A 19,879-nucleotide genomic window follows, 5' to 3' on the forward strand; every position below is an offset into this window, starting at 1 on the left:
AAAGAAGGGTGATAGTTTACCCTGTGAAGCTTTCTCTTCCTACCATAAAAAAACGCTATAAGCTGGCTTATAGCGTTGAGATGTTGGCTACTAATATGTAGATTCAGAAAACCTACTCAATGTTCTGAATTTGCTCACGCATCTGCTCAATCAACACCTTCAGTTCAATCGCTGATGCGGTGATGTCTGCATTAATCGATTTGGAACCCAGCGTATTGGACTCGCGGTTAAACTCCTGCATCATAAAGTCCAGACGGCGGCCAACTGCCTCTTTCTTCTTCAGAATGTTGTAGGTTTCTTTTACGTGCGCTTCCAGACGATCCAGTTCTTCCGCAACGTCCACGCGCTGTGCCAGCATCACCAGCTCCTGCTCCAGACGGTTATTCTCCAGCTGTACCTGCGCTTCTTCAAGCCGGGTCACCAGACGTTCGCGCTGCCACTTTAACACATCGGGCATGTGGGTACGGACCTTGCTGACTTCTGTACTGACGCCCTGCAGACGTTGTTCAATCAGGGTCTTCAGTGCAGCGCCCTCAGTCTCGCGTGCGGTAATAAAATCGTCGATGGCACCGTCGAGCAGGGTTAAAAGCTGGGCGGAGATCGCATCCAGATCCTGTTCTTCTGCCGACATCACACCGGGCCAGCGCAGGATATCGACCGGATTAATTTCACCCTCGTCGCTTTGCATTTTTACCCAGTTAGCGGCCTGTACCAGCTGAATCGCCAGCTTTTCATTCAGCACCAGGGCGCTCTGCGCGCTGGGATCGGCGTCGAACCGCAGATTGACTTCCACTTTACCGCGCGTCAGTCGGTTACGGATGCGCTCACGGATAGCAGGCTCCAGCCCACGAAATTGTTCTGGCAGACGGATATAGGTTTCAAGATAGCGCTGGTTAACGGAACGCAGCTCCCAGGCGGCGCTGCCCCAATCGCCTTTGGTTTCACGGCGTGCGTAGGCGGTCATACTGCGGATCATTTTGCGTACTCGCTTAAGAGAAAGATGCCGGAAGTATAACGGTGCAGGCGCTGGCTTAACAGGTGTTCAGTCAAATGTCAGCGCAATGGCTGACGTTTTATCAACCACAGATTAAGATGTTAAGAATTATCCGCCCAGAGTGCCGGGCCACCCGGCCGCTACTGTTATTTACCAGGAGAGTTCATGTCTGCCCGTTTATTTTATTCTTCCTTTTTACTCTTAGCGCTCACGGGATGCAGTGTGCCAGGCAAGGTGACGAGCACAGCGGTACCGGCATGTCCGGTCGGTGAGGCGATGCAGCAGACCACGCTCTATTTCGGCCTGAACAGGCCACACGGGCAGGCGATTACCGATGCCGAGTGGCAAACGTTTGTTGATAAGGACGTGACCCCGCGTTTTAAAGATGGCCTGACCGTATTCGCTGCGAAGGGTCAGTGGCTGGGTAACGACGGGAAGCTTGCCCGTGAAGAGAGCCGGGCACTCATGCTGATTCATGCCACGGATCGGAGCAGTGAGCAGGGAATTGAAGCACTGCGGGCGATTTACAAACAGCGATTTGCTCAGGATTCGGTCATGCGGGTTGATACGCCAGCCTGCGTGGCTTTCTGATCGGCGTTGACTCAACAACCAGCCCGACACCGTGGTGCCGGGCTGAACGTTTACAGCACCAGTCCGGCAAAGGCGGCGGAAAGCAAGCTGACCAGGGTGGAGCCATAAATCAGCTTCAGGCCGAAGCGTGATACCACATTCCCCTGCTGCTCATTAAGCCCCTTGATGGCGCCGGCAACGATGCCAATCGAAGCAAAGTTAGCAAATGAAATAAGGAACACGGACAGGATCCCCAGCCCGCGCGGTGACAGTTCGGCAGCGATTTTTTTCAGTTCGATCATCGCAACAAACTCGTTGGTCACCAGCTTGGTTGCCATAATACTGGCGGCCTTGAGGGCGTCGGCCGGTGGAATGCCAATCAGCCAGGCGAACGGCCAGAAAATATAGCCAAGGATTTGCTGGAAGCTGATGCCAAACACGGCGGCAAAAAGGGCATTCACCGCGGTAATCAGAGCAATGAAGCCAATCAGCATGGCCAGGATAATCATGGCAACTTTGAAACCGGCCAATATATATTCGCCCAGCATCTCAAAGAAGCTCTGATCCTCATGCATTTTTTCCAGCCGGATTTCAGGCTCATCGCCCACCGGGGTCGGGTTAATAACCGACAGGATGATAAAGGTGCTGAACATATTGAGCACCAGCGCCGCCACGACATAGCGCGGTTCAATCATCGACATATAGGCACCGACAATCGACAGCGAGACGGTCGACATGGCTGCTGCGGCCATCGAATAGAGGCGACGCTGGGAAATCTCTGCCAGGATACCCTTGTAGGCAATAAAGTTCTCGGACTGCCCGAGGATGAGGGTACTGACGGCGTTGAAGGATTCCAGCTTGCCCATGCCGTTAATTTTGGACAGCACGGTGCCCACAAACCGGATCAGCAGCGGCAGGATTTTCAGGTGCTGTAGAATACCGATCAGCGCTGAAATGAAGACGATCGGGCAGAGTACCCCCAGGAAGATAAACGCCAGACCCTGTGAGCTCATGTTGCCAAACACAAAGTCGGTCCCCTGGGCTGCATATTTCAGCAGCGTTTCGAAGAAGCCGGACACGGCACTCACCACGCTCAGCCCGCTGGATGCGTGCAGGAAGAACCAGGCCAGGGCGCCTTCGATAACAATCAGCTGCAGCAGCACGCGCGGACGGATTTTTCTGCGATCGGCACTGAACAGCAGCGCCAGGCTGAGGATAATGGCCAGGGCCAGAATAAAATGTAAAACAGCAGACATACGGACGGTCCCGCGTGAAGAGTCAATAAAGAGGGGCATTTAGCCATATATCGATTCTTTTTACACCCTGTTCCCGATTATCTTGCTGTTTTAAACGTTGATTATCTGCCTGTTGCATAACAGCGTGCGGATGACGGTACCTGCGATAGGCATTCACGGGTGAAATCCGTATAATGCGCAGCCAATTATAAAGCTAGCCGGAGAATACACTATGCGTCCATCAGGCCGTAGCGCACATCAGGTGCGTCCCGTTACCCTGACCCGTCATTACACCAAACATGCAGAAGGCTCTGTGCTGGTTGAATTCGGTGATACCAAAGTATTATGTACCGCAACAATTGAAGAAGGCGTACCTCGCTTTCTGAAAGGCCAGGGACAGGGATGGGTTACGGCGGAATACGGCATGTTGCCGCGTGCGACTCACAGCCGTAACGCCCGCGAAGCGGCGAAAGGCAAGCAGGGCGGCCGTACGCTGGAGATCCAACGTCTGATCGCCCGCTCGCTGCGCGCGGCGCTGGATCTGAAAGCGCTGGGTGAATTTACCATTACCCTGGACTGTGACGTGTTGCAGGCCGACGGCGGCACGCGTACCGCGTCAATCACCGGTGCCTGCGTGGCGTTGGCCGATGCGCTGAACCACCTTGTTGCTATCGGCAAGCTGAAGGCTAATCCAATGAAAGGGATGGTTGCAGCTATCTCCGTTGGCATTGTGAACGGCGAAGCGCTGTGCGATCTGGAGTATGTGGAAGATTCCGCTGCCGAAACGGATATGAATGTGGTGATGACCGAAGATGGCCGCATGATTGAAGTGCAGGGCACCGCAGAGGGCGAACCGTTCAGCCATGAAGAGCTGCTCAAGCTGCTTGAGTTAGCCCGGGGCGGCATTGACACACTGGTACAGGCGCAGAAAGCGGCGCTGACTAACTGATTTTTCCAGGCGACCCGAGAGTCGCCTTTTTTTTGCCTGAATATTGAGGAATGACAACATGAAAGCCTGGCAGCGCCAATTTATCGAATTCGCCATCAACAAGCAGGTGCTGAAGTTTGGTGAGTTCACGCTAAAGTCAGGGCGTAAAAGCCCGTATTTCTTTAACGCCGGCCTGTTCAACACCGGGCGCGATCTGGCCCTGTTGGGCCGTTTTTATGCGCAGGCCCTGGTAGATTCAGGCATTGATTTCGATCTGCTATTTGGCCCGGCCTATAAAGGGATCCCGATTGCCACCACCACGGCAGTAGCGCTGGCGGATCATCACGATCGCGATGTGCCGTACTGCTTTAACCGTAAAGAAGCGAAAGATCATGGTGAAGGCGGCACACTGGTCGGTAGCCCGCTGCAGGGTAAAGTGATGCTGGTTGATGACGTAATCACCGCGGGAACGGCAATCCGTGAATCGATGGAGATCATCGCGGCTAATCAGGCCAGCCTGGCGGGGGTACTGATTTCCCTCGACCGTCAGGAACGCGGGCGCGGTAGCGTTTCGGCGATTCAGGAAGTTGAGCGGGATTACGGCTGTAAGGTGATTTCGATTATCACGCTGAAAGAGTTAATCAGCTATCTGGAAGAGCAACCTGAGCTTGCCGATCACCTCGCGGCAGTGCGCGCCTACCGCAGTGAATACGGTATCTGAACGATCGGCTGACGGAATGACAACCGATACGGACTGGCCTCATCGCGAGGCCAGTCCACTTTGGCTTATACCAGCTGCATCGCGAACAGCGGCCAGCGAACCTCGAATTCCGCCGTTGGACGATAGCGAAACTCTGAACGCACAAAACGTGAAAGTAGCCCCTCGCAAAACGCCAGTAGCTGGCTGGCCAGCAGCGTTTCATCGGTCGTGAACCCTTCGCCTTCACGCATTTTCTTCTCGCGCATGACCTGGCGAATCTGCACTTCTATGCGTTCAAACAGCTGGTTAATTCGCCCCTGCAGGCGATCCTGTTCGAACATCAGCGCATGACCGGTCAGGATACGTGTTAAACCCGGATTACGCTCACCAAAGCCCAGAATCAACTGCGTGATAAGACGCAAACGCGTCAGCGTTTCTTTCTCGTCTTTCAAAATCAGATTGATGCGCGTAATCAGGCTGTCTTCAATAAATTCAATCAGGCTGTCAAACATCTTGGTCTTGCTGGGGAAATGGCGGTACAGCGCCGCTTCTGAAACGCCGACATTTGCCGCCAGTTTTGCGGTTGTTATCCGCTGACTGCCATCACTGGACTCCAGCATCTGCGCCAGTGCCTGCAGGATTTCCTCGCGCCTGTTCCTTTTCGCACTCTTTTTTTCAACCATGTCTTAAAAGACCCCTGAAAACATCACCATAAACGAGCACAAGCCCACGCAACATCCGTAAGCCTGACGGCTCACGGCGAAAAAAGGGGTTTCGTTGTTGCGGGAGCGATAGAGAGTTACTGGCGACCAGAATGGCCAAAACCGCCTTCACCACGTACGCTGGTATCAAAATCGTTGACCAGGTTGAATTCAGCCTGCACAACGGGAACAAACACCATCTGAGCAATACGCTCGCCGGGTTGAATAGTAAATGCGTCCTGGCCACGGTTCCATACGGAAACCATCAGCTGTCCCTGGTAGTCAGAATCAATCAAGCCGACCAGATTTCCCAGTACCACACCATGCTTATGACCCAGGCCGGAACGCGGCAGAATAACCGCTGCCAGCGTTGGATCGGCAATATGAATTGCTAACCCGGTGGGTACCAGCGTCGTTTGCCCCGGCTGCAGGTCAAAAGCGCTGTCAAGGCAGGCGCGCAGATCGAGCCCGGCAGATCCAGAGGTGGCGTAGGTCGGCAGAGGAAATTCGTTGCCGACACGCGGATCTAAAATCTTAACGTCGATTTTTTTCATCATAATGGATGACTATCTCGTCTAGTAACTGTTGGCCAAGGAGAGACTTATCGCTGAGCGGTAAGACTTTGTCTCCTTCCTGCCAAAAAAGGTGAAGAGCATTGGAATCGCTATTGAAACCCTGCCCGGCTTTGGCAACATTATTGGCGCAGATCAAGTCCAGATTCTTGCGCGCCCGTTTTTGTTGTGCGTATTCTTCCACATTCTGGGTTTCAGCAGCAAATCCTACCACGTAGGGACGTCCCTCCGCTAAAGCCGCAACGCCGGCGACAATATCAGGGTTTTTCACCATTTTCAGGGTAATTTCATCGCCCTGCTTTTTGATTTTTTCTTCAGCAACCGTGGCGGCACGATAATCGGCCACCGCGGCACAGCCGATAAAAATATGCTGCCGCGCGGCCCGTTCCATAACGGCCTGCTGCATTTCAAGCGCGGTGATGACATCAATGCGTTTGACCCACGGCGGCGTAGGTAGCTCAACGGGGCCAGCCACCAGCGTGACGCTGGCACCGCGTTTTGCCGCAGCGGCGGCGATGGCAAACCCCATCTTACCGGAGCTGTGATTGCTGATGAAGCGCACCGGGTCCAGTGCTTCGCGAGTCGGGCCCGCGGTAATCATAATATGCAGATGTTGCAGGTCGTTGACCGGTGTGGCCCAGCTGACCGCCAGATCGACAATCGCCAGCGGGTCGAGCATGCGCCCTGGCCCGATATCGCCGCAGGCCTGGCTGCCGCTGTCCGGTCCCCAGATCAGTACGCCGCGCTGCGCCAGCTGCTGAAGATTATGCTGAGTGGGCAGCGCACGATACATCTGCTGGTTCATGGCCGGGACAATCGCGATGGGCGCTGCCGTTGCCAGGCACAGCGTGGTAACGAGGTCGTTGGCCATTCCGGCCGTGACGCGGGCAATGAGATCGGCCGTTGCCGGGGCCAGAATCACCAGGTCCGCCCATTTCCCCAGTTCAATATGGCCCATCGCTGCTTCAGCGGCCGGGTCGAGCAAATCGTCTGAGACCGGAAAGCCGGAAACGGCCTGTAAGCTTAATGGGGTGATAAAGGCCTTAGCCGCATCCGTCATTACCACGCGGACTTCTGCCCCACGATCGCGGAGCCTGCGTACCAGTTCCGGCGTTTTATAGGCGGCAATACCGCCGCTGACGCCCAGAACAATCCGCTTTCCCGATAATCCCATCATCTGCCTTTCGCCTTCTGTTGAGCCTGCCAGGTACTGTTGTACCGCAATGAGGAATATTTTATCACATTCAGTCAGGCTGGTTATTTTTCGCCTCGGTACCTTTGCGATCTGCCTCGTAAAGCTCACGGACAGCGATAGAAAACTACTGTATATAATGCCATGCTTTTGCGTATTCAGGCAAGGAGACGCAGAAGATGGGAAATAAGTGGCAGGGGTTACCCCCGCGTGAAAAGCTGATCAAATTCGGCGCGGCAGCGCTAAGTGATTGTGAACTGCTGGCTATTTTTTTACGCACCGGCACGCGCGGGGTGCATGTGATGGAACTGTCGCAGCGCTTAATCGATCATTTTGGGTCGCTGTATCGGCTGATGCATGCGACGAAGGAGGAGTTTAAGGCGGTCGGTGGGATAGGCACCGCCAAGTATGCCCAGATCCATGCCGTTGCGCAGCTGGCGCGGCGCTGCTTTACCTGTCAGGAAGCCCTCAAGAGCCACACGGTAAACAGTTCAGAGCAAATGCTGGATTTTTTACACAGTTCACTGGCTCATCGGGAACGCGAAATTTTTCAGGTAGTCTTTTTTGATAATCAGCATCGCGTTATCCATACCTGCGAAATGTTCAGCGGCACTATCAACAGCGTGGAAGTGCATCCAAGGGAAATTGTACGCGAAGCGTTAAAACGCAATGCTGCGGCGCTGATTCTGGCACATAATCATCCCTCCGGGCTGGCGAAACCAAGCCGTGCCGATCGTGATATCACGCAGCAAATTGTGCGTGCCTGTACGCTGCTTAATATTCGCGTACTGGACCACATCGTGATTGGGCGAGGTGAGTATGTCTCTTTTGCCGAGCTGGGCTGGATGTGAAAAATCGCCTTTTACGGCCCTGAAGTACGAATGTCGGGGCGATTCGTGTACAAAAACAGGCTGTTTCACAGGCAATTAAGACAGTTACAGGCGATCCACAGGGATCTTTATCTGTTCGGGACTTGAGCACTCGCGCTACAGGGCGTATACTACGCCACCTTTGAGAATCTCGGGTTTGGCGTTTGAGCCTGCTCAGCGGGTTCACATAGAACTCGCCTGGATGGGCTATTAGTCTGACGAGGCGGCCAAAACCTTATTTTTAAAGCTCGAGCTGATTTGATTTTTGGAGAATAGACATGTCACGAGTCTGCCAAGTAACTGGCAAGCGTCCGGTGACGGGTAACAACCGTTCCCACGCAATGAACGCGACGAAACGCCGTTTCCTGCCGAACCTGCACTCTCACCGTTTTTGGGTTGAGGGCGAAAAGCGCTTCGTTACACTACGCGTATCTGCCAAAGGCATGCGTGTAATTGATAAAAAGGGTATTGAGACGGTTCTGGCCGATCTGCGTACCCGCGGTGAGAAGTACTAAGGTAAGGAACTGAAACATGGCTAAAGGTATTCGTGAGAAGATCAAGCTGGTTTCTTCTGCTGGTACAGGTCACTTCTATACCACCACGAAGAACAAGCGTACTAAGCCGGAAAAACTGGAACTGAAGAAATTCGATCCGGTTGTCCGCCAGCACGTGATCTACAAAGAAGCTAAGATTAAGTAATTAATCTCAGTTGAAAAACCCGGCTCCGGCCGGGTTTTTTTGTTTCTGAGTTTTGTATTAGAGTACTGCGTCATCATGTTGAACAGCCAACGGGAGCGGGAAAATGCCAGAATTGCCAGAAGTAGAAACCAGCCGACGCGGAATTGAGCCACATCTGGTCGGCGCGACGATTCTGCACGCCGTGGTGCGTAACTCCCGCCTGCGCTGGCCTGTTTCACACGAAATTCATGCCCTTAGCGACCAGCCGGTGCTGAGCGTTCAGCGGCGTGCTAAATACCTGCTGCTGGAGCTGCCAACCGGGTGGATTATTATCCATCTGGGGATGTCCGGCAGCCTGCGTATGCTGCCACACGAACTCCCGCCGGCGAAGCATGATCACGTTGATCTGGTGATGAGCAACGGCAAGGTGCTGCGCTATACCGATCCGCGCCGCTTTGGTGCCTGGCTGTGGTGCACTGACCTCGCAGCCAGTTCAGTTCTCTCCCATCTCGGTCCTGAACCGCTGGAGGAGAGTTTTAACGGCGCCTATCTGTTTGCCAAATCTCGCGGCAAGCGTACGGCCATCAAACCCTGGCTGATGGATAACAAGCTGGTGGTGGGGGTGGGCAACATATACGCCAGTGAATCCCTGTTCGTTGCCGGGATCCATCCCGATCGTCCAGCCATGGCGCTGAGTGAGTCGGAAGCGGATCTGCTGGTGGCAACAATCAAGGCCGTGCTGCTGCGTTCAATCGAACAGGGCGGCACCACGCTGCGTGATTTTCTGCAGACCGACGGAAAGCCGGGCTACTTTGCTCAGGAACTACAGGTTTATGGGCGGGCAGGAGAGCCGTGCCGCGTGTGCGGCACGCCGATTGAAAGCAGTAAACACGCCCAGAGAAGCACCTTCTTCTGTCCGCGCTGCCAGAAATAGACTCAGAGCTTCGCCTGCAGGGCCAGATACACCGGCTCCGGCAGGAAGGCTTTGACCTCACCGCCGTGGCGTGCGACTTCCTTCATCAGCGATGACGAGATAAACGAATACTCTTCAGAAGGCATCAGGAAAACACTTTCCAGAGTCGGCAGCAGATGGCGGTTCATATGCGCCAGCTGCAGCTCGTATTCGAAGTCGGATACGGCCCGTAATCCTCGCACCAGCACGTTGGCCTGCTGAGATTTGGCGAAGTTGGCCATTAAATCGCTGAAGCCGACGACCTCCACATTATCCAGATGCGCCGTCACTTCCGTGGCCAGGGCAACGCGCTCTTCCAGCGTGAACATGGGCTTTTTGCTGGGGCTGGCCGCCACCGCCAGAACGATGCGGTCAAACATCAGCGCGGCGCGCGTCACGATATCCAGATGGCCGTTGGTCATCGGATCGAAGGTACCGGGGTAAATGGCTTTAGTGCTCATAGTCTGCCGTTCCTGGATGCGTGATTGAGAGCCCACAGGGCCGTATATTTATTGAACGTATACTGTGCATTGACTACGGCCAGCAGCCAGCCCTGTTTGCCGTCAAGAAAACCGGCGCGCAGCACCAGGGTTTTCAGGAAGGCACCTGCAGTATGGCCGAATATTGCGGCGATGCCGCAGCGTTTACCCTGCAGATGGCGCTGTTTAGCCCAGGCCTCCGCGTAGGCGAACTGCTTCCACTGGAAATCAGAAAAATCACGGCAGGTCAGATGCAGAAGATCCCCCTGCAGGGGACGTACCGCCGCGCGTGCGGTTTCCAGGGATTCATGCACCTGATTATCGTTGTAGCGATAACTGCGGGGATAAAGGCGTGTTACCCGATCGGGATACCAGCCGCTATGACGCATAAACCGGCCGAGGAACAGATTACGTCGGGCAATGCTGTACACCGTCTCCGAAGCGGGTTGTTCAAGTACCTGCTCAATGCTGCGACGCAGCTCAGGCGTGACGCGCTCGTCGGTATCGATCATCAAAATCATCGCATGGCTGGCATAGCTCTGCGCCAGCTGGCGCTGTTTGCCATAGCCGTGCCATTGCGTGGAATGAAAAACGCGAGCGCCATGACGTTCCGCGATTTCTGCGGTACCGTCGCTGCTGCCGGAGTCGAGAAGAATAATTTCATCTGCCCAGCTGACGGACGTCAGACATTCCGGCAGGAGCTCTGCCGCATTTTTTGCAATCAGGACTACCGACAGCGGCTGGCGAGTGTGCATTTAGTGATTCCGCTGTGGCAGGTGAGGCTCCAGCAAATGGAGCAGGCGCTGGAGTGCGCCCTGATTCTGGTGCAGAACATCAACCGCATGGCGACCGTAATAGAGGCGATAGTCCTCGTCGGTCAGCAGCGTGCCAATCTCTTTATCCAGCGAGTCGGCATCGGTCACGGTGATCAGGCCGTCGGCCTGCTGCAGTCGGGAGCAGATATCTTTGAAATTAAAGGTGTGTGGCCCCATCAGCACCGGAATGGCATGAGCCGCAGGCTCCAGCGGATTATGACCACCGCGCTCCACCAGACTGCCGCCCACGAACGCCAGATCGGCAATCCCGTACAGCAACATCAGTTCGCCCATGGTATCGCCGATCACCACCTGCGTACTGCCGGAGGGGATTTCTCCGCTGCTGCGCAGCGTATAGCTCATTCCGGCCTTCTGCGTCAGGTTACGCGCGGTATCGAAGCGTTCCGGGTGCCGCGGCACGAGGATCAACAACAGCGTCGGGAAGCGGGCCAGCAGCTTGCGGTGCGCATCCAGAATAATACTCTCTTCACCTTCATGGGTGCTGGTCGCTATCCATACCGGACGATGCGGCGCCCACTGGCGGCGCAGCGTAATGGCGCGCGCTGCCAGCTCAGGAGTGACGGAGATATCGAACTTGAGGCTGCCGGTTACCGCCAGGTGCGAACGTTTCAGCCCGAGGGCAACGAAGCGTTCGCCGTCTTCCTGGTTCTGTGCCGCAATCAGGGTAATTTGCTGCAGCAGGCGCTTCATAAACTTGGCGATTTTTTGATAGCCTTTCGCCGAACGTTCGGACAGGCGGGCATTGGCGATCACCAGGGGAATTTTACGCGCGTGCAGCAGGGAGATCATATTCGGCCAGAGTTCGGTTTCCATGATGATAACCAGTCGGGGATTGACGGTATCCAGGAAGCGATTCATCGCGCCGGGTAAATCATAGGGCAGGTAAACATGATGAACGTCTTTGCCAAACGCTGAGCTGGCGCGTTCAGACCCCGTAGGCGTCATAGTCGTTACCACAATCGGCAGATCGGGATAGCGATGGCGCAGCGCACGAACCAGGGGTATGGCGGCCAGGGTTTCACCGACGGAAACCGAATGCAGCAGGATCCCATCAGGTTTTACTTTACCTTTGCAGAAACCATAGCGTTCAGCCCATCGCAGGCGATAGGCAGGCGCTTTCCGGCCGCGTAACCAGAGACGGAGCCAGATGAAGGGCTGAATGAGATACAGTAAAACGGTATAAATGGTAATCATCACATTGTTTTTTCAGGTGAAAAGAGACTTATGCCCAGAGATTGCCGAAAAAAGGAATAATAGGGCATGTTATCAGATAAGTGATGCTGTCTCACAGTACTTCATTACCGGGCCACATAAGCTGATGATCACGACAGTCAATTAACGCTGTTGGGCCTTAGTGGTTCACTCTCTGGAAATGATAGAGGTAAAGCAGACGTATGTGCCACACCAGTAATTTATACCACTGAGTCAGGCCACGAGCGTTACGCATCATACGCTGGGGAGTGCGGGTCCGCAGGAGATCGTGGATCATTGTGCGGCGGGCATCGGCATCTGGCTCGCGGCGGATAGCATGGCAGACGCTGAGTGCCTCGCGCGTGATTTGCGCATGAAAAGAACGACAGACAGGTACCTGGTGCTGATAGCGGTGATTAATGTCGTCCAGCAGAGCACAAATCCGCAGGTAATGGCGTTGATACCGGACATTTTGCCTACCGTGACGTTTGCGATGGCTGACGGACTCATGATGTATCCTGTAGCGATACAGCAAGGCATCGCAATAGCGAACGCTCCGCGCGTTAAACATAAATTCCGTCGTCCACGGTATATCCTGATGATGCAGGCCGGGGATAAAGCGCAGATGGCAGGATTTAATCAGCGAAAGGCGGTAAACGCCCAGCCAGACGACATGCAGATAACGGCGTGTTTTGAGTGCCCGGTTAAGCCATTCAGTTCCTGAAAGAGAAGGGGTTGATCGTAGCCGCTCAAACGGAATTAAAGGGATGCCATCATTATCATTAGCGTGAATACGCCGCGCATTACACTGGGCGGCATCAAGGTCGTCGGCTAATACCATTTCCATCAGTGTCTGGTACATTTGCGGTTCAAGAATATCGTCCGCGTCGGGAAAGGTGACATATTTTCCCCGTGCCTGCTGCAGGCCAGTATTCCGTGCCCGTGACACGCCGCCATTAGCCTGATGAAGCACACGCATATGCGCTACGCTGCTGGCATACTTCTCCGCAGATTCTCCGGAGCCATCGGTTGAACCATCATCGACAATGATAATCTCAAGCTGTTGGAAGGTTTGTGCCAGCAGCGATTCTATAAAAGGCTTAAAAAAAGCACCGGCATTATACAGAGGAACGATCACCGTGAGCAGTGGGGGTGGTTGCATGTAAGAGTCCATTCTCTAAGTTTTTTCTTATTTCGATAATTTTCATAGTGTTAGTCGGTAGTATGGCTGGCTGGGGATTCTTTTTTTGACGTTAGATGTGCTATTTAATATTACCTGCTGTCTGAGTGCTTAGCGGGTGCACTATCAGATACCGCCAGTGCGTGGTTAAAGACACGCGGTTTATGCTCTCGACGGATTGAGATGTTTTAAAAACTGGTTGAAGAGGGGCTGGGATCTACTCTTTGGCATCGGTGAAAAGATCGGGCGAGAACCGTCGTCTGAAAAATTGAATGAAAAACATTTTGATTATTCGTCGTGACAATATTGGCGATCTGGTGTGTACCACGCCGCTGATCGAAGGTGCTAAATCCGCCTGGCCCGATGCCAGCGTCTATTTACTGATCAATTCCGTTAGCCAGGACGTGGTCAGAAACAATCCGCATATCGAAAAGACTTTTATCTACCGCAAAGCCAAGCATCGTAAGAAAAATGAGAGCAAGTTCAGCGTTTATCTCGACCGGCTTAAAATTTTTATGCGGCTGCGCCGTATCCGTTTTGATGCGGTGATTCTGGCGAACCCCAATCCCTGCGTATACAGCCTTCGGCTGGCGAAAATGGCGGGAGCGAAGCATATTATTGGCGCTGATACCGGCGACCGGGCGATTAATGTTCCTTTTCGACCTGCGGATTTCATCGGTCAGCATCAGGTAGAGCGGACGTTCAGCTATCTTTCTGCCATCACCGACCAAAAGATAACGATCCCTCCGGTGCGGATCTGGCTGAGCGAGAGCGAGCGCCAGCAGGCCGCCCAGCGTTTTGCAGACAGGCGCTCAACTGAAGGGCCGGTGCTGGCGGTGCATATCAGCAGCCGCAGTCCCAAACGCCGCTGGCCGCTGGAGCGCTATGTCGAGATTATCCAGCGCCATCTGGCGACCAGTCGCGGCAGCGCGGTGATCTTCTGGTCACCACAGGGAACGCTGGCGCCCGATGATGTCGGCGATGAGCATCGTGCCGAGCAGGTACTGGCTGCCTGCGCCAGCGAACGTGTTTCCCTCTATCCCACCGCCTCGGTGCGCGAACTGGTGGCGGCATTTGAACACTGCGACCGCCTGCTGTGCAGCGACGGAGGCCAGATGCATCTGGCCTCGGCGATGAATAAAAAGCAGGTCGTGCTGTTTGGTGATACGGACAGCCAGGTCTGGCATCCGTGGTCAGGCGACTACCGAATAATGCAGACGCCTTCCGGTGAATGCGCCGATGTCAGCGTCGATGAGGTCTGGCATCAGCTGCAAAGCTTAGCGGATTGATTTCGCCTGAAGCGCCAGATACTGCCGGCAAACGGGTTCCAAATCATATTCGCTGAGTTTCTGGCTATCGATTAACGGTGGCGACTGCCAGGTCGCCGCTATCTTCCCGGCCAGTGAATCGGTATTCAGCTCGGCCAGCGCGTCGCTCATTCCCATACGTTCGAGAATTTCGGCTGGCCCGCCGGGGCAGCGCGTACTGACCACCGGGGTGCCGCACAGCAGGGCTTCCACCAGCACGTTGCCGAAACCTTCACTGTCCGAACTTAGCACCAGCATCCTGGCATGTTTAATCAACGGGTAAGGGTTAGCCTGGAAACCGGCGAAAACCACCCGGTCATCAATACCCAGCCGAACGGCCAGATCCTTCGTTTTGGCGATTTGGTCTTCGTTGCCGGTTCCTGCCAGGACCAGTTTGGCCGGAATGCCCGATGCCGCGAAGGCCTCCAGCAGGCGGTCGTGCCGCTTGTGCGGGTGAAAACGCCCGACGTGAACAATGTAAGGCACACCCGCGACGGATAATGGCTCCGCGGCCTGCTTTAAAATACCTTCAATATCAAAAGGATTATTAATTACCGCCAGACGGGAAGGCGAAATCGCCAGCTTTTGGGTCATGTCTTCTCCCACCGCACGGGATACCGCAACGATGTTTTTTCCCTGATAAATCCGGGCGATTTTACGCAGCTTCAGCCAGCGGCTGAACCCGCTGCGGTGCCCAAGATACGAGGTGGAGAGAATACCGTGGATGCAGTACCACAGCTTCTGCGGCGGAATGGTTTTGCAGCGCGCGACAATGCGATCGGTTTTATGCAGATTGGAGAAGATGAGATCGTAGCTGCCGTGATGCGATTCGCTTACCGCGATGGCATCATCCAGCGCGGCGGCGCGGCGCGACAGCTCGGTGAGCTTACGCCACGGCGCGCTGCTCGGACTTTCCACGACCTGATAATCGATCCCGTCCGGGATAGCGTAATTACACACGTTGCGCAGTGAAAACAGGCTGACATCATGGCCCATCTTCTGCATTCCTTCGCACAGCGTCAGCACCACTTTCTCGGCGCCGCCGCCCGGCAGGCCGTCAATAATCATCAAAATACGCATCGGTTAGTCCAGAATCTGTTGATAAAGCGATATCAGCTGCTGCGACAGCCGCAGCGGGGTGGAAGCCATAACCTGTTCGCGCGCCGCCAGTGCCATATTGCTGTCGGTCGCCTGTTCAGGAAGCGCCATGACCGCATCGCGCAGTGCCGGAACATCCAGCGCGTCACACACGAAGCCATTACGGCCCGGCTGAATAAACTCTGCGCCACCGCAGGTGGTCGAGGTGATGACCGGCAGGCCGCAGGCCATGGCTTCGAGAATAACATTGGGGAACGGATCGTACAGCGTGGGCAGCAGCAGCCCATCGGCGGCCTGATACCACGGCAGCGTATCCGACTGCATCCCCACGAAGCGGATCCGATCGGCGCAGCCCAGCTCTGTAGCCAGTGCCCGATACTGTTTTTCCGCTTTATCTTTGCCGACCACCAGCAGATAACGATCGGTGTTGGCTACGGCACGTATTGCCGCTGCCAGCCCTTTACGTTCGAAGCCGGAACCGACATAAATCAGCACGCTGGCGTTAAGCGGGAGCGAAATTTTTTGCCGGATAGCCGCGCGCGTCGTGCTGTCTGCCGGTACGAACTGGGCAGTATTAATCGCGTTATAGATAACGTGAATTTTGTTACTGGCAACGCCAAACCGCTGAATGATCTCCTGCTTGACCATCTCCGCATTGCAGATAACGGCTTTCAGTTCCGGGGCTTCATACATCGCTTTTTCCGCCGCCATCACGTAACGATGATAGCGATTCGCCAGCAGCAGTTTATGCCGCCAGCCCGGCATCAGTTGACCACGCAGCTCAAGCCAGCGCTGGTGAACACCGTCCCCGGCGCGATAGATATCGCATCCGGCAATACGCTCGTGGCTTTGAACGATATCGAAGTTTTCACGCTGCCATAGCGCCCGCGCGGCGTCGGCAAAACCACGCTCGCGGCTGATGCGGCCCCATTTTGTCGGGTTGCAGATATGCAGATGCCAGTTGGGCTGGCGCTGTCCCTGCCATTCGCGGGTAATCACATTCAAATCAAGCGACTGCTGGTCCAGCGCTTCCAGCGCGCGTGAGATGAAACGTTCGGCACCCCCATCGGGGCGGTATTTTTGCCGTACGATAGCCAGTCTGATGGGCTTCATGCTAAGAGCCTCCGTGCTGCGGCCAGTACATCGTCAACGGGAATGGCATCCAGATAACGTTCGCTGGTCTTCGTATCAACACTGTCCGGATCCGGCAGGGGGGCGTAGTCGCCTGCCCAGATGATCTCGCCCTTCACCTGCCACGGCCGCCAGAACACCAGTTTGGAGGGGCCAAACAGCGCGACCGTCGGCGTTTGCAGGGCCGCGGCCATATGCATTGGAACGGAATCCACGCCGATAAACAGCTGCGCACCGTCAATCAGTGCGGCAAGCTGAGTCAGCGTCAGCTTCCCGGCCAAAGAGACAACCCCCTCACGTGAGGCCAGGCGGGCGATAATCCCCTCCACCATGGCTATCTCTTTCCCGTCCGGGCCAGAGGTCATGACCACTTTTCGCCCGTCATCGAGCAGCCCCTGAAGCGTGGCGGCAAACTTCTCTTCGCTCCAGCATTTGAAGAACCAGCGGGAGGTCGGCTGCACAACGACATAATCTTCCGAACCGGCCAGATCCCGAACGATCTGACGATCCTCAGCGGAGTAGTGCATGGCGACGTTGTCCTGCCGCTCCGGGAGCCGTAAAGGCGCCAGCAGCGACAGGTTCTGCTCCACGGTATGCAGCGAATTATGGTCTGCCGTGGAAACCAACTGCGTATGGCACCGACGCCACAGCCTTCCCTGACGCTTAGGGAAATCAAACCCCAGCCGCACACGTGCGCCGGTGAAGCGGGTAATGATGGCACTGCGCCACTGGTCTGCCAGATTCAGTACCATATCGTAATGCCGTTTTCTCAGCGTGCTCATCAGCCGCCATTCCTGACTAATCTGGAAGCGTACACCCTGTTTTTTCCAGCTGCGGTCGATGGCATAAATCCGGTGAATATCCGGATGACAGCTGAGCATGGTGCGGGTTTCCTCAAAAAGCAGCACATCAATCTGAGCATCAGGAAAGGCAGCTTTTAACGAGTGAATAACCGGCGTAGTCAGCAACATATCGCCATGGTGGCGAAACTTGATCACCAGGATACGTGATACCGGGTGAGGGATGTGGGACAGATCCAGAGATTCCATGCTTTATCGCTGTTCAATAAACCAGTTGTTGATTCTAAAGCAGTCACCCTGGCGTGGCTAGCCTCGCCGCCCGGTATCGCCGGGGTGAAAGGAATTACCTTTGCGCTTTGCTGGCCCGCTACGTAACATAGCCGCAGGTAATTGTGCTGACAGGAAAGAATATGGGTAAGCCCGCGTTTATCATCACCATCGATACCGAAGGCGATAATCTTTGGCAAAATCACGATCGGATCGTCACCGAAAACACCCGGTTTTTGCCCCGTTTCCAGCAGCTTTGTGAAAAGTACGCTTTTAAGCCGACCTGGCTGACGAATTATGAAATGGCGGTCGATCCGGCCTACGTCGAGTTTGCTCGCGACGTGATTGCCCGTGATACCGGGGAAATCGGCATGCATCTGCACGCGTGGAATAATCCACCGATACAGGACCTGACCGGTGACGACTGGCGGCACAAACCCTATCTGATTGAATACCCTGACGCGGTCATTCGCGAGAAAGTCAGCTATATCACCCGGCTGCTGGAAGACACTCTGCAGACGAAAATGCGCAGCCACCGCGCCGGGCGCTGGGCGTTTAATGAATTTTATGCCGGTTTACTGATTGAGCTGGGCTATCAGGTCGACTGTTCTGTTACGCCACGCGTGAACTGGCAGTTCTCGCCGGGCGCGCCGCAGGGCAACGGCGGTACTAATTATCAGCACTTTCCCGATCGCGCCTATTTTATCGATCCGCAGGATATCTCCCGGGCGGGCGATTCGCCGCTGCTGGAAGTGCCAATGAGCATTCAGTACAAGCACTCGGCGCTGATGAACGGGGTTAAGCAGGGCTGGGATCGGCTGCGTGGAAAGCAGCGCAGTCCGTCGGTCCACTGGCTGCGGCCAGGGCGCGGTAACCTACAGCAAATGATCGGCGTGGCGGAAAAAACGCTGGCCGAGGGCAGCGACTATGTGGAGTTCATGCTGCACTCGTCGGAGTTTATGCCCGGCGGCAGCCCGACGTTCAAAACCGCAGCGGATATCGATGCGCTGTACGACGATCTGGAACAGCTGTTCAGCTGGCTGCAGTCGCGTACGACGGGATTAACCTTATCAGAATATTACCAGAGTAAAGTGGGTTGAGATGTCGAAGAAATGGAAGATTAAGCTCGCGAACTTTTTCCTTGACCGCTATACCGCCAGATACGGTCGTCTGCAGGATAAATCCACTTTCAACAGTGGGATTCATTTCGACAATATCGTTATCTATTCGACAACGGCACTCGGCGATTTTATGTTCAATACGCCCGTTATCCGCGCCGTACGCGAACGCTATCCGCATGCGCATATCACGCTGGTTGTGCATGAGAAAAACAGAGAGCTGGTGGAAGGCGGTCGCGACTATAACCGCGTTGTTTACTGGAACAGCAAAATCAAAACGCTGGGCCCACTGCTGAAATCATTACGGGAGCATCAGCCCGATCTGGCTCTGATCATGCATTCACATCTGCCCTATGATGTGATTAGCGCAGTGATGTCCGGCGCGAAATACATTATTCGCGATAACTACAGCTCTGGCATCAGCGGGCTGGAGAAATGGCTGACCAACTATGTCTTCCATTACTACGGACACTTTGTTCGTCGCAAGCTTGAGCTGGTTTCTATTCTGGGCTGCCGCAGTGACGATCCCACCATGGAAATCCCCGCACCCTTCGAGCGGGCGGTGAAAAATCCTGACCAGTTAACCATTGGTTTCCAACTGGGCGCATCAACCGAATCGCGCTGCTGGCCCGTTTCTCACTATGTCAGCCTGGCCGAAATGCTGGTGGCTGCCCGGCCGGGTGTGAAGATTGTGCTGATCGGGGGCGGGACGGACAAAGAAAGAGCGCAGCGCTTTCTGCAAAGCGTGAGTGCGGCCACCCTGGAACAGGTTGACGACCGGATTGGTAAAACCGGGTTACAGCAGATGATTACGCTGCTGGATGGCTTCGATCTGCTGGTGACCGGTGATACGGGGCCGCTGCACGTGGCGATTGCACTCAAGGTAAAAACAATCAGTCTTTTTGTCACTGCCGATCCGCGCTCTACCGGACCCATTCAGGATCTGGAACTGCATCGCGTTATTCATCTTTCCCGCACCGGCTATACGATGCCGCTGGAAGCAGAAAGCCCGATGGGGGTGATTCAGCCGCAGCGGGTCTATGATGAGGTTGTGGAACATCTGCAGCTGGTTCGGTAATCG

General features: G+C 55.0%; 22 protein-coding genes. 10 read left to right on the forward strand and 12 right to left on the reverse strand.

All coding sequences use genetic code 11. The annotated features are described in order from the left end of the window. Window positions 1-112: 112 nt before the first annotated feature. On the reverse strand, window positions 113-976 hold the full coding sequence (locus PGH32_RS23235) for a YicC/YloC family endoribonuclease (protein WP_337895325.1): 864 nt from the start codon (window positions 974-976) through the stop codon (window positions 113-115). Window positions 977-1,159: 183 nt separating this feature from the next. Here PGH32_RS23235 and PGH32_RS23240 point away from each other — a divergent pair, with 183 nt between their 5' ends. After that, window positions 1,160-1,585, forward strand: a complete 426-nt coding sequence (locus PGH32_RS23240) for a DUF3574 domain-containing protein (protein WP_337895326.1) — start codon at window positions 1,160-1,162, stop codon at window positions 1,583-1,585. A 50-nt stretch (window positions 1,586-1,635) separates the two neighbouring features. On the opposite strand, the gene PGH32_RS23245 is transcribed toward PGH32_RS23240, so the two are convergent. Then, window positions 1,636-2,820 carry a NupC/NupG family nucleoside CNT transporter gene (locus PGH32_RS23245; RefSeq protein WP_337895327.1) on the reverse strand — a complete coding sequence of 395 codons (1,185 nt, stop codon included), beginning with the start codon at window positions 2,818-2,820 and terminating at the stop codon, window positions 1,636-1,638. A gap of 211 nt (window positions 2,821-3,031) precedes the next feature. Between PGH32_RS23245 and rph the strand changes: the two genes are divergently transcribed. After that, on the forward strand, window positions 3,032-3,748 hold the full coding sequence (rph, locus tag PGH32_RS23250; RefSeq protein WP_314425807.1) for a ribonuclease PH: 717 nt from the start codon (window positions 3,032-3,034) through the stop codon (window positions 3,746-3,748). 58 nt (window positions 3,749-3,806) lie between these two features. Next, window positions 3,807-4,448, forward strand: a complete 642-nt coding sequence (pyrE, locus tag PGH32_RS23255) for an orotate phosphoribosyltransferase (RefSeq protein ID WP_314425804.1) — start codon at window positions 3,807-3,809, stop codon at window positions 4,446-4,448. Between the two features lie 65 nt (window positions 4,449-4,513). On the opposite strand, the gene slmA is transcribed toward pyrE, so the two are convergent. From slmA to coaBC, 3 genes are all read right to left on the reverse strand, one after another. After that, complete coding sequence (gene slmA, locus PGH32_RS23260; protein ID WP_337895328.1) at window positions 4,514-5,110, reverse strand: nucleoid occlusion factor SlmA; 597 nt, start codon at window positions 5,108-5,110, stop codon at window positions 4,514-4,516. Between the two features lie 116 nt (window positions 5,111-5,226). Next, window positions 5,227-5,685: a dUTP diphosphatase gene (dut, locus tag PGH32_RS23265; protein ID WP_314425800.1), complete on the reverse strand. Its 459-nt coding sequence runs from the start codon at window positions 5,683-5,685 to the stop codon at window positions 5,227-5,229. Further along, the gene (gene coaBC / locus PGH32_RS23270; protein ID WP_337895357.1) at window positions 5,663-6,874 is read right to left on the reverse strand and encodes a bifunctional phosphopantothenoylcysteine decarboxylase/phosphopantothenate--cysteine ligase CoaBC; all 1,212 of its coding nucleotides are present in this window, start codon (window positions 6,872-6,874) and stop codon (window positions 5,663-5,665) included. The genes dut and coaBC overlap by 23 nt, the downstream gene beginning before the upstream one ends. Before the next feature lie 197 nt (window positions 6,875-7,071). Here coaBC and radC point away from each other — a divergent pair, with 197 nt between their 5' ends. From radC to mutM, 4 genes are all read left to right on the forward strand, one after another. Next, the gene (gene radC, locus PGH32_RS23275; RefSeq protein ID WP_314425798.1) at window positions 7,072-7,743 is read left to right on the forward strand and encodes a RadC family protein; all 672 of its coding nucleotides are present in this window, start codon (window positions 7,072-7,074) and stop codon (window positions 7,741-7,743) included. A gap of 296 nt (window positions 7,744-8,039) precedes the next feature. Then, window positions 8,040-8,276, forward strand: coding sequence for a 50S ribosomal protein L28 (gene rpmB / locus PGH32_RS23280; protein WP_105594435.1), 237 nt, complete (start codon window positions 8,040-8,042; stop codon window positions 8,274-8,276). Between the two features lie 16 nt (window positions 8,277-8,292). Further along, complete coding sequence (rpmG, locus tag PGH32_RS23285) at window positions 8,293-8,460, forward strand: 50S ribosomal protein L33 (RefSeq protein WP_001051798.1); 168 nt, start codon at window positions 8,293-8,295, stop codon at window positions 8,458-8,460. Window positions 8,461-8,563: 103 nt separating this feature from the next. After that, window positions 8,564-9,373: a bifunctional DNA-formamidopyrimidine glycosylase/DNA-(apurinic or apyrimidinic site) lyase gene (mutM, locus tag PGH32_RS23290; protein WP_314425782.1), complete on the forward strand. Its 810-nt coding sequence runs from the start codon at window positions 8,564-8,566 to the stop codon at window positions 9,371-9,373. A gap of 2 nt (window positions 9,374-9,375) precedes the next feature. Here mutM and coaD read toward each other — a convergent pair whose 3' ends face one another. The 4 genes from coaD to PGH32_RS23310 all read right to left on the reverse strand — a co-directional run bounded on the left by coaD (window position 9,376) and on the right by PGH32_RS23310 (window position 13,071). Next, window positions 9,376-9,852, reverse strand: coding sequence for a pantetheine-phosphate adenylyltransferase (gene coaD / locus PGH32_RS23295; protein ID WP_314425779.1), 477 nt, complete (start codon window positions 9,850-9,852; stop codon window positions 9,376-9,378). After that, the gene (locus tag PGH32_RS23300) at window positions 9,849-10,625 is read right to left on the reverse strand and encodes a glycosyltransferase family 2 protein (RefSeq protein WP_314425776.1); all 777 of its coding nucleotides are present in this window, start codon (window positions 10,623-10,625) and stop codon (window positions 9,849-9,851) included. The genes coaD and PGH32_RS23300 overlap by 4 nt, the downstream gene beginning before the upstream one ends. After that, window positions 10,626-11,900 carry a lipid IV(A) 3-deoxy-D-manno-octulosonic acid transferase gene (waaA, locus tag PGH32_RS23305; protein WP_314425901.1) on the reverse strand — a complete coding sequence of 425 codons (1,275 nt, stop codon included), beginning with the start codon at window positions 11,898-11,900 and terminating at the stop codon, window positions 10,626-10,628. A 157-nt stretch (window positions 11,901-12,057) separates the two neighbouring features. Then, window positions 12,058-13,071: a glycosyltransferase gene (locus tag PGH32_RS23310; RefSeq protein ID WP_337895329.1), complete on the reverse strand. Its 1,014-nt coding sequence runs from the start codon at window positions 13,069-13,071 to the stop codon at window positions 12,058-12,060. A 278-nt stretch (window positions 13,072-13,349) separates the two neighbouring features. On the opposite strand from PGH32_RS23310, the gene PGH32_RS23315 reads away from it, so the two are divergent. Next, window positions 13,350-14,366, forward strand: a complete 1,017-nt coding sequence (locus tag PGH32_RS23315) for a glycosyltransferase family 9 protein (protein ID WP_337895330.1) — start codon at window positions 13,350-13,352, stop codon at window positions 14,364-14,366. On the opposite strand, the gene PGH32_RS23320 is transcribed toward PGH32_RS23315, so the two are convergent. From PGH32_RS23320 to rfaQ, 3 genes are read right to left on the reverse strand one after another with little or no spacing between them, the layout of a single operon-like run. After that, complete coding sequence (locus PGH32_RS23320; RefSeq protein ID WP_337895331.1) at window positions 14,355-15,464, reverse strand: glycosyltransferase; 1,110 nt, start codon at window positions 15,462-15,464, stop codon at window positions 14,355-14,357. The genes PGH32_RS23315 and PGH32_RS23320 overlap by 12 nt on opposite strands. Window positions 15,465-15,467: 3 nt before the next feature. Further along, window positions 15,468-16,595: a glycosyltransferase family 4 protein gene (locus tag PGH32_RS23325; protein ID WP_337895332.1), complete on the reverse strand. Its 1,128-nt coding sequence runs from the start codon at window positions 16,593-16,595 to the stop codon at window positions 15,468-15,470. After that, window positions 16,592-17,662, reverse strand: a complete 1,071-nt coding sequence (gene rfaQ / locus PGH32_RS23330; RefSeq protein WP_337895333.1) for a putative lipopolysaccharide heptosyltransferase III — start codon at window positions 17,660-17,662, stop codon at window positions 16,592-16,594. The genes PGH32_RS23325 and rfaQ overlap by 4 nt, the downstream gene beginning before the upstream one ends. Before the next feature lie 161 nt (window positions 17,663-17,823). Between rfaQ and PGH32_RS23335 the strand changes: the two genes are divergently transcribed. Next, window positions 17,824-18,780, forward strand: a complete 957-nt coding sequence (locus PGH32_RS23335; RefSeq protein WP_337895334.1) for a polysaccharide deacetylase family protein — start codon at window positions 17,824-17,826, stop codon at window positions 18,778-18,780. A 1-nt stretch (window position 18,781) separates the two neighbouring features. Continuing rightward, window positions 18,782-19,876 carry a glycosyltransferase family 9 protein gene (locus tag PGH32_RS23340; RefSeq protein WP_314425759.1) on the forward strand — a complete coding sequence of 365 codons (1,095 nt, stop codon included), beginning with the start codon at window positions 18,782-18,784 and terminating at the stop codon, window positions 19,874-19,876. Window positions 19,877-19,879: the final 3 nt, after the last annotated feature.

This window comes from Erwinia sp. SLM-02, assembly GCF_037450285.1.
Classification (GTDB): Bacteria; Pseudomonadota; Gammaproteobacteria; order Enterobacterales; family Enterobacteriaceae; genus Erwinia.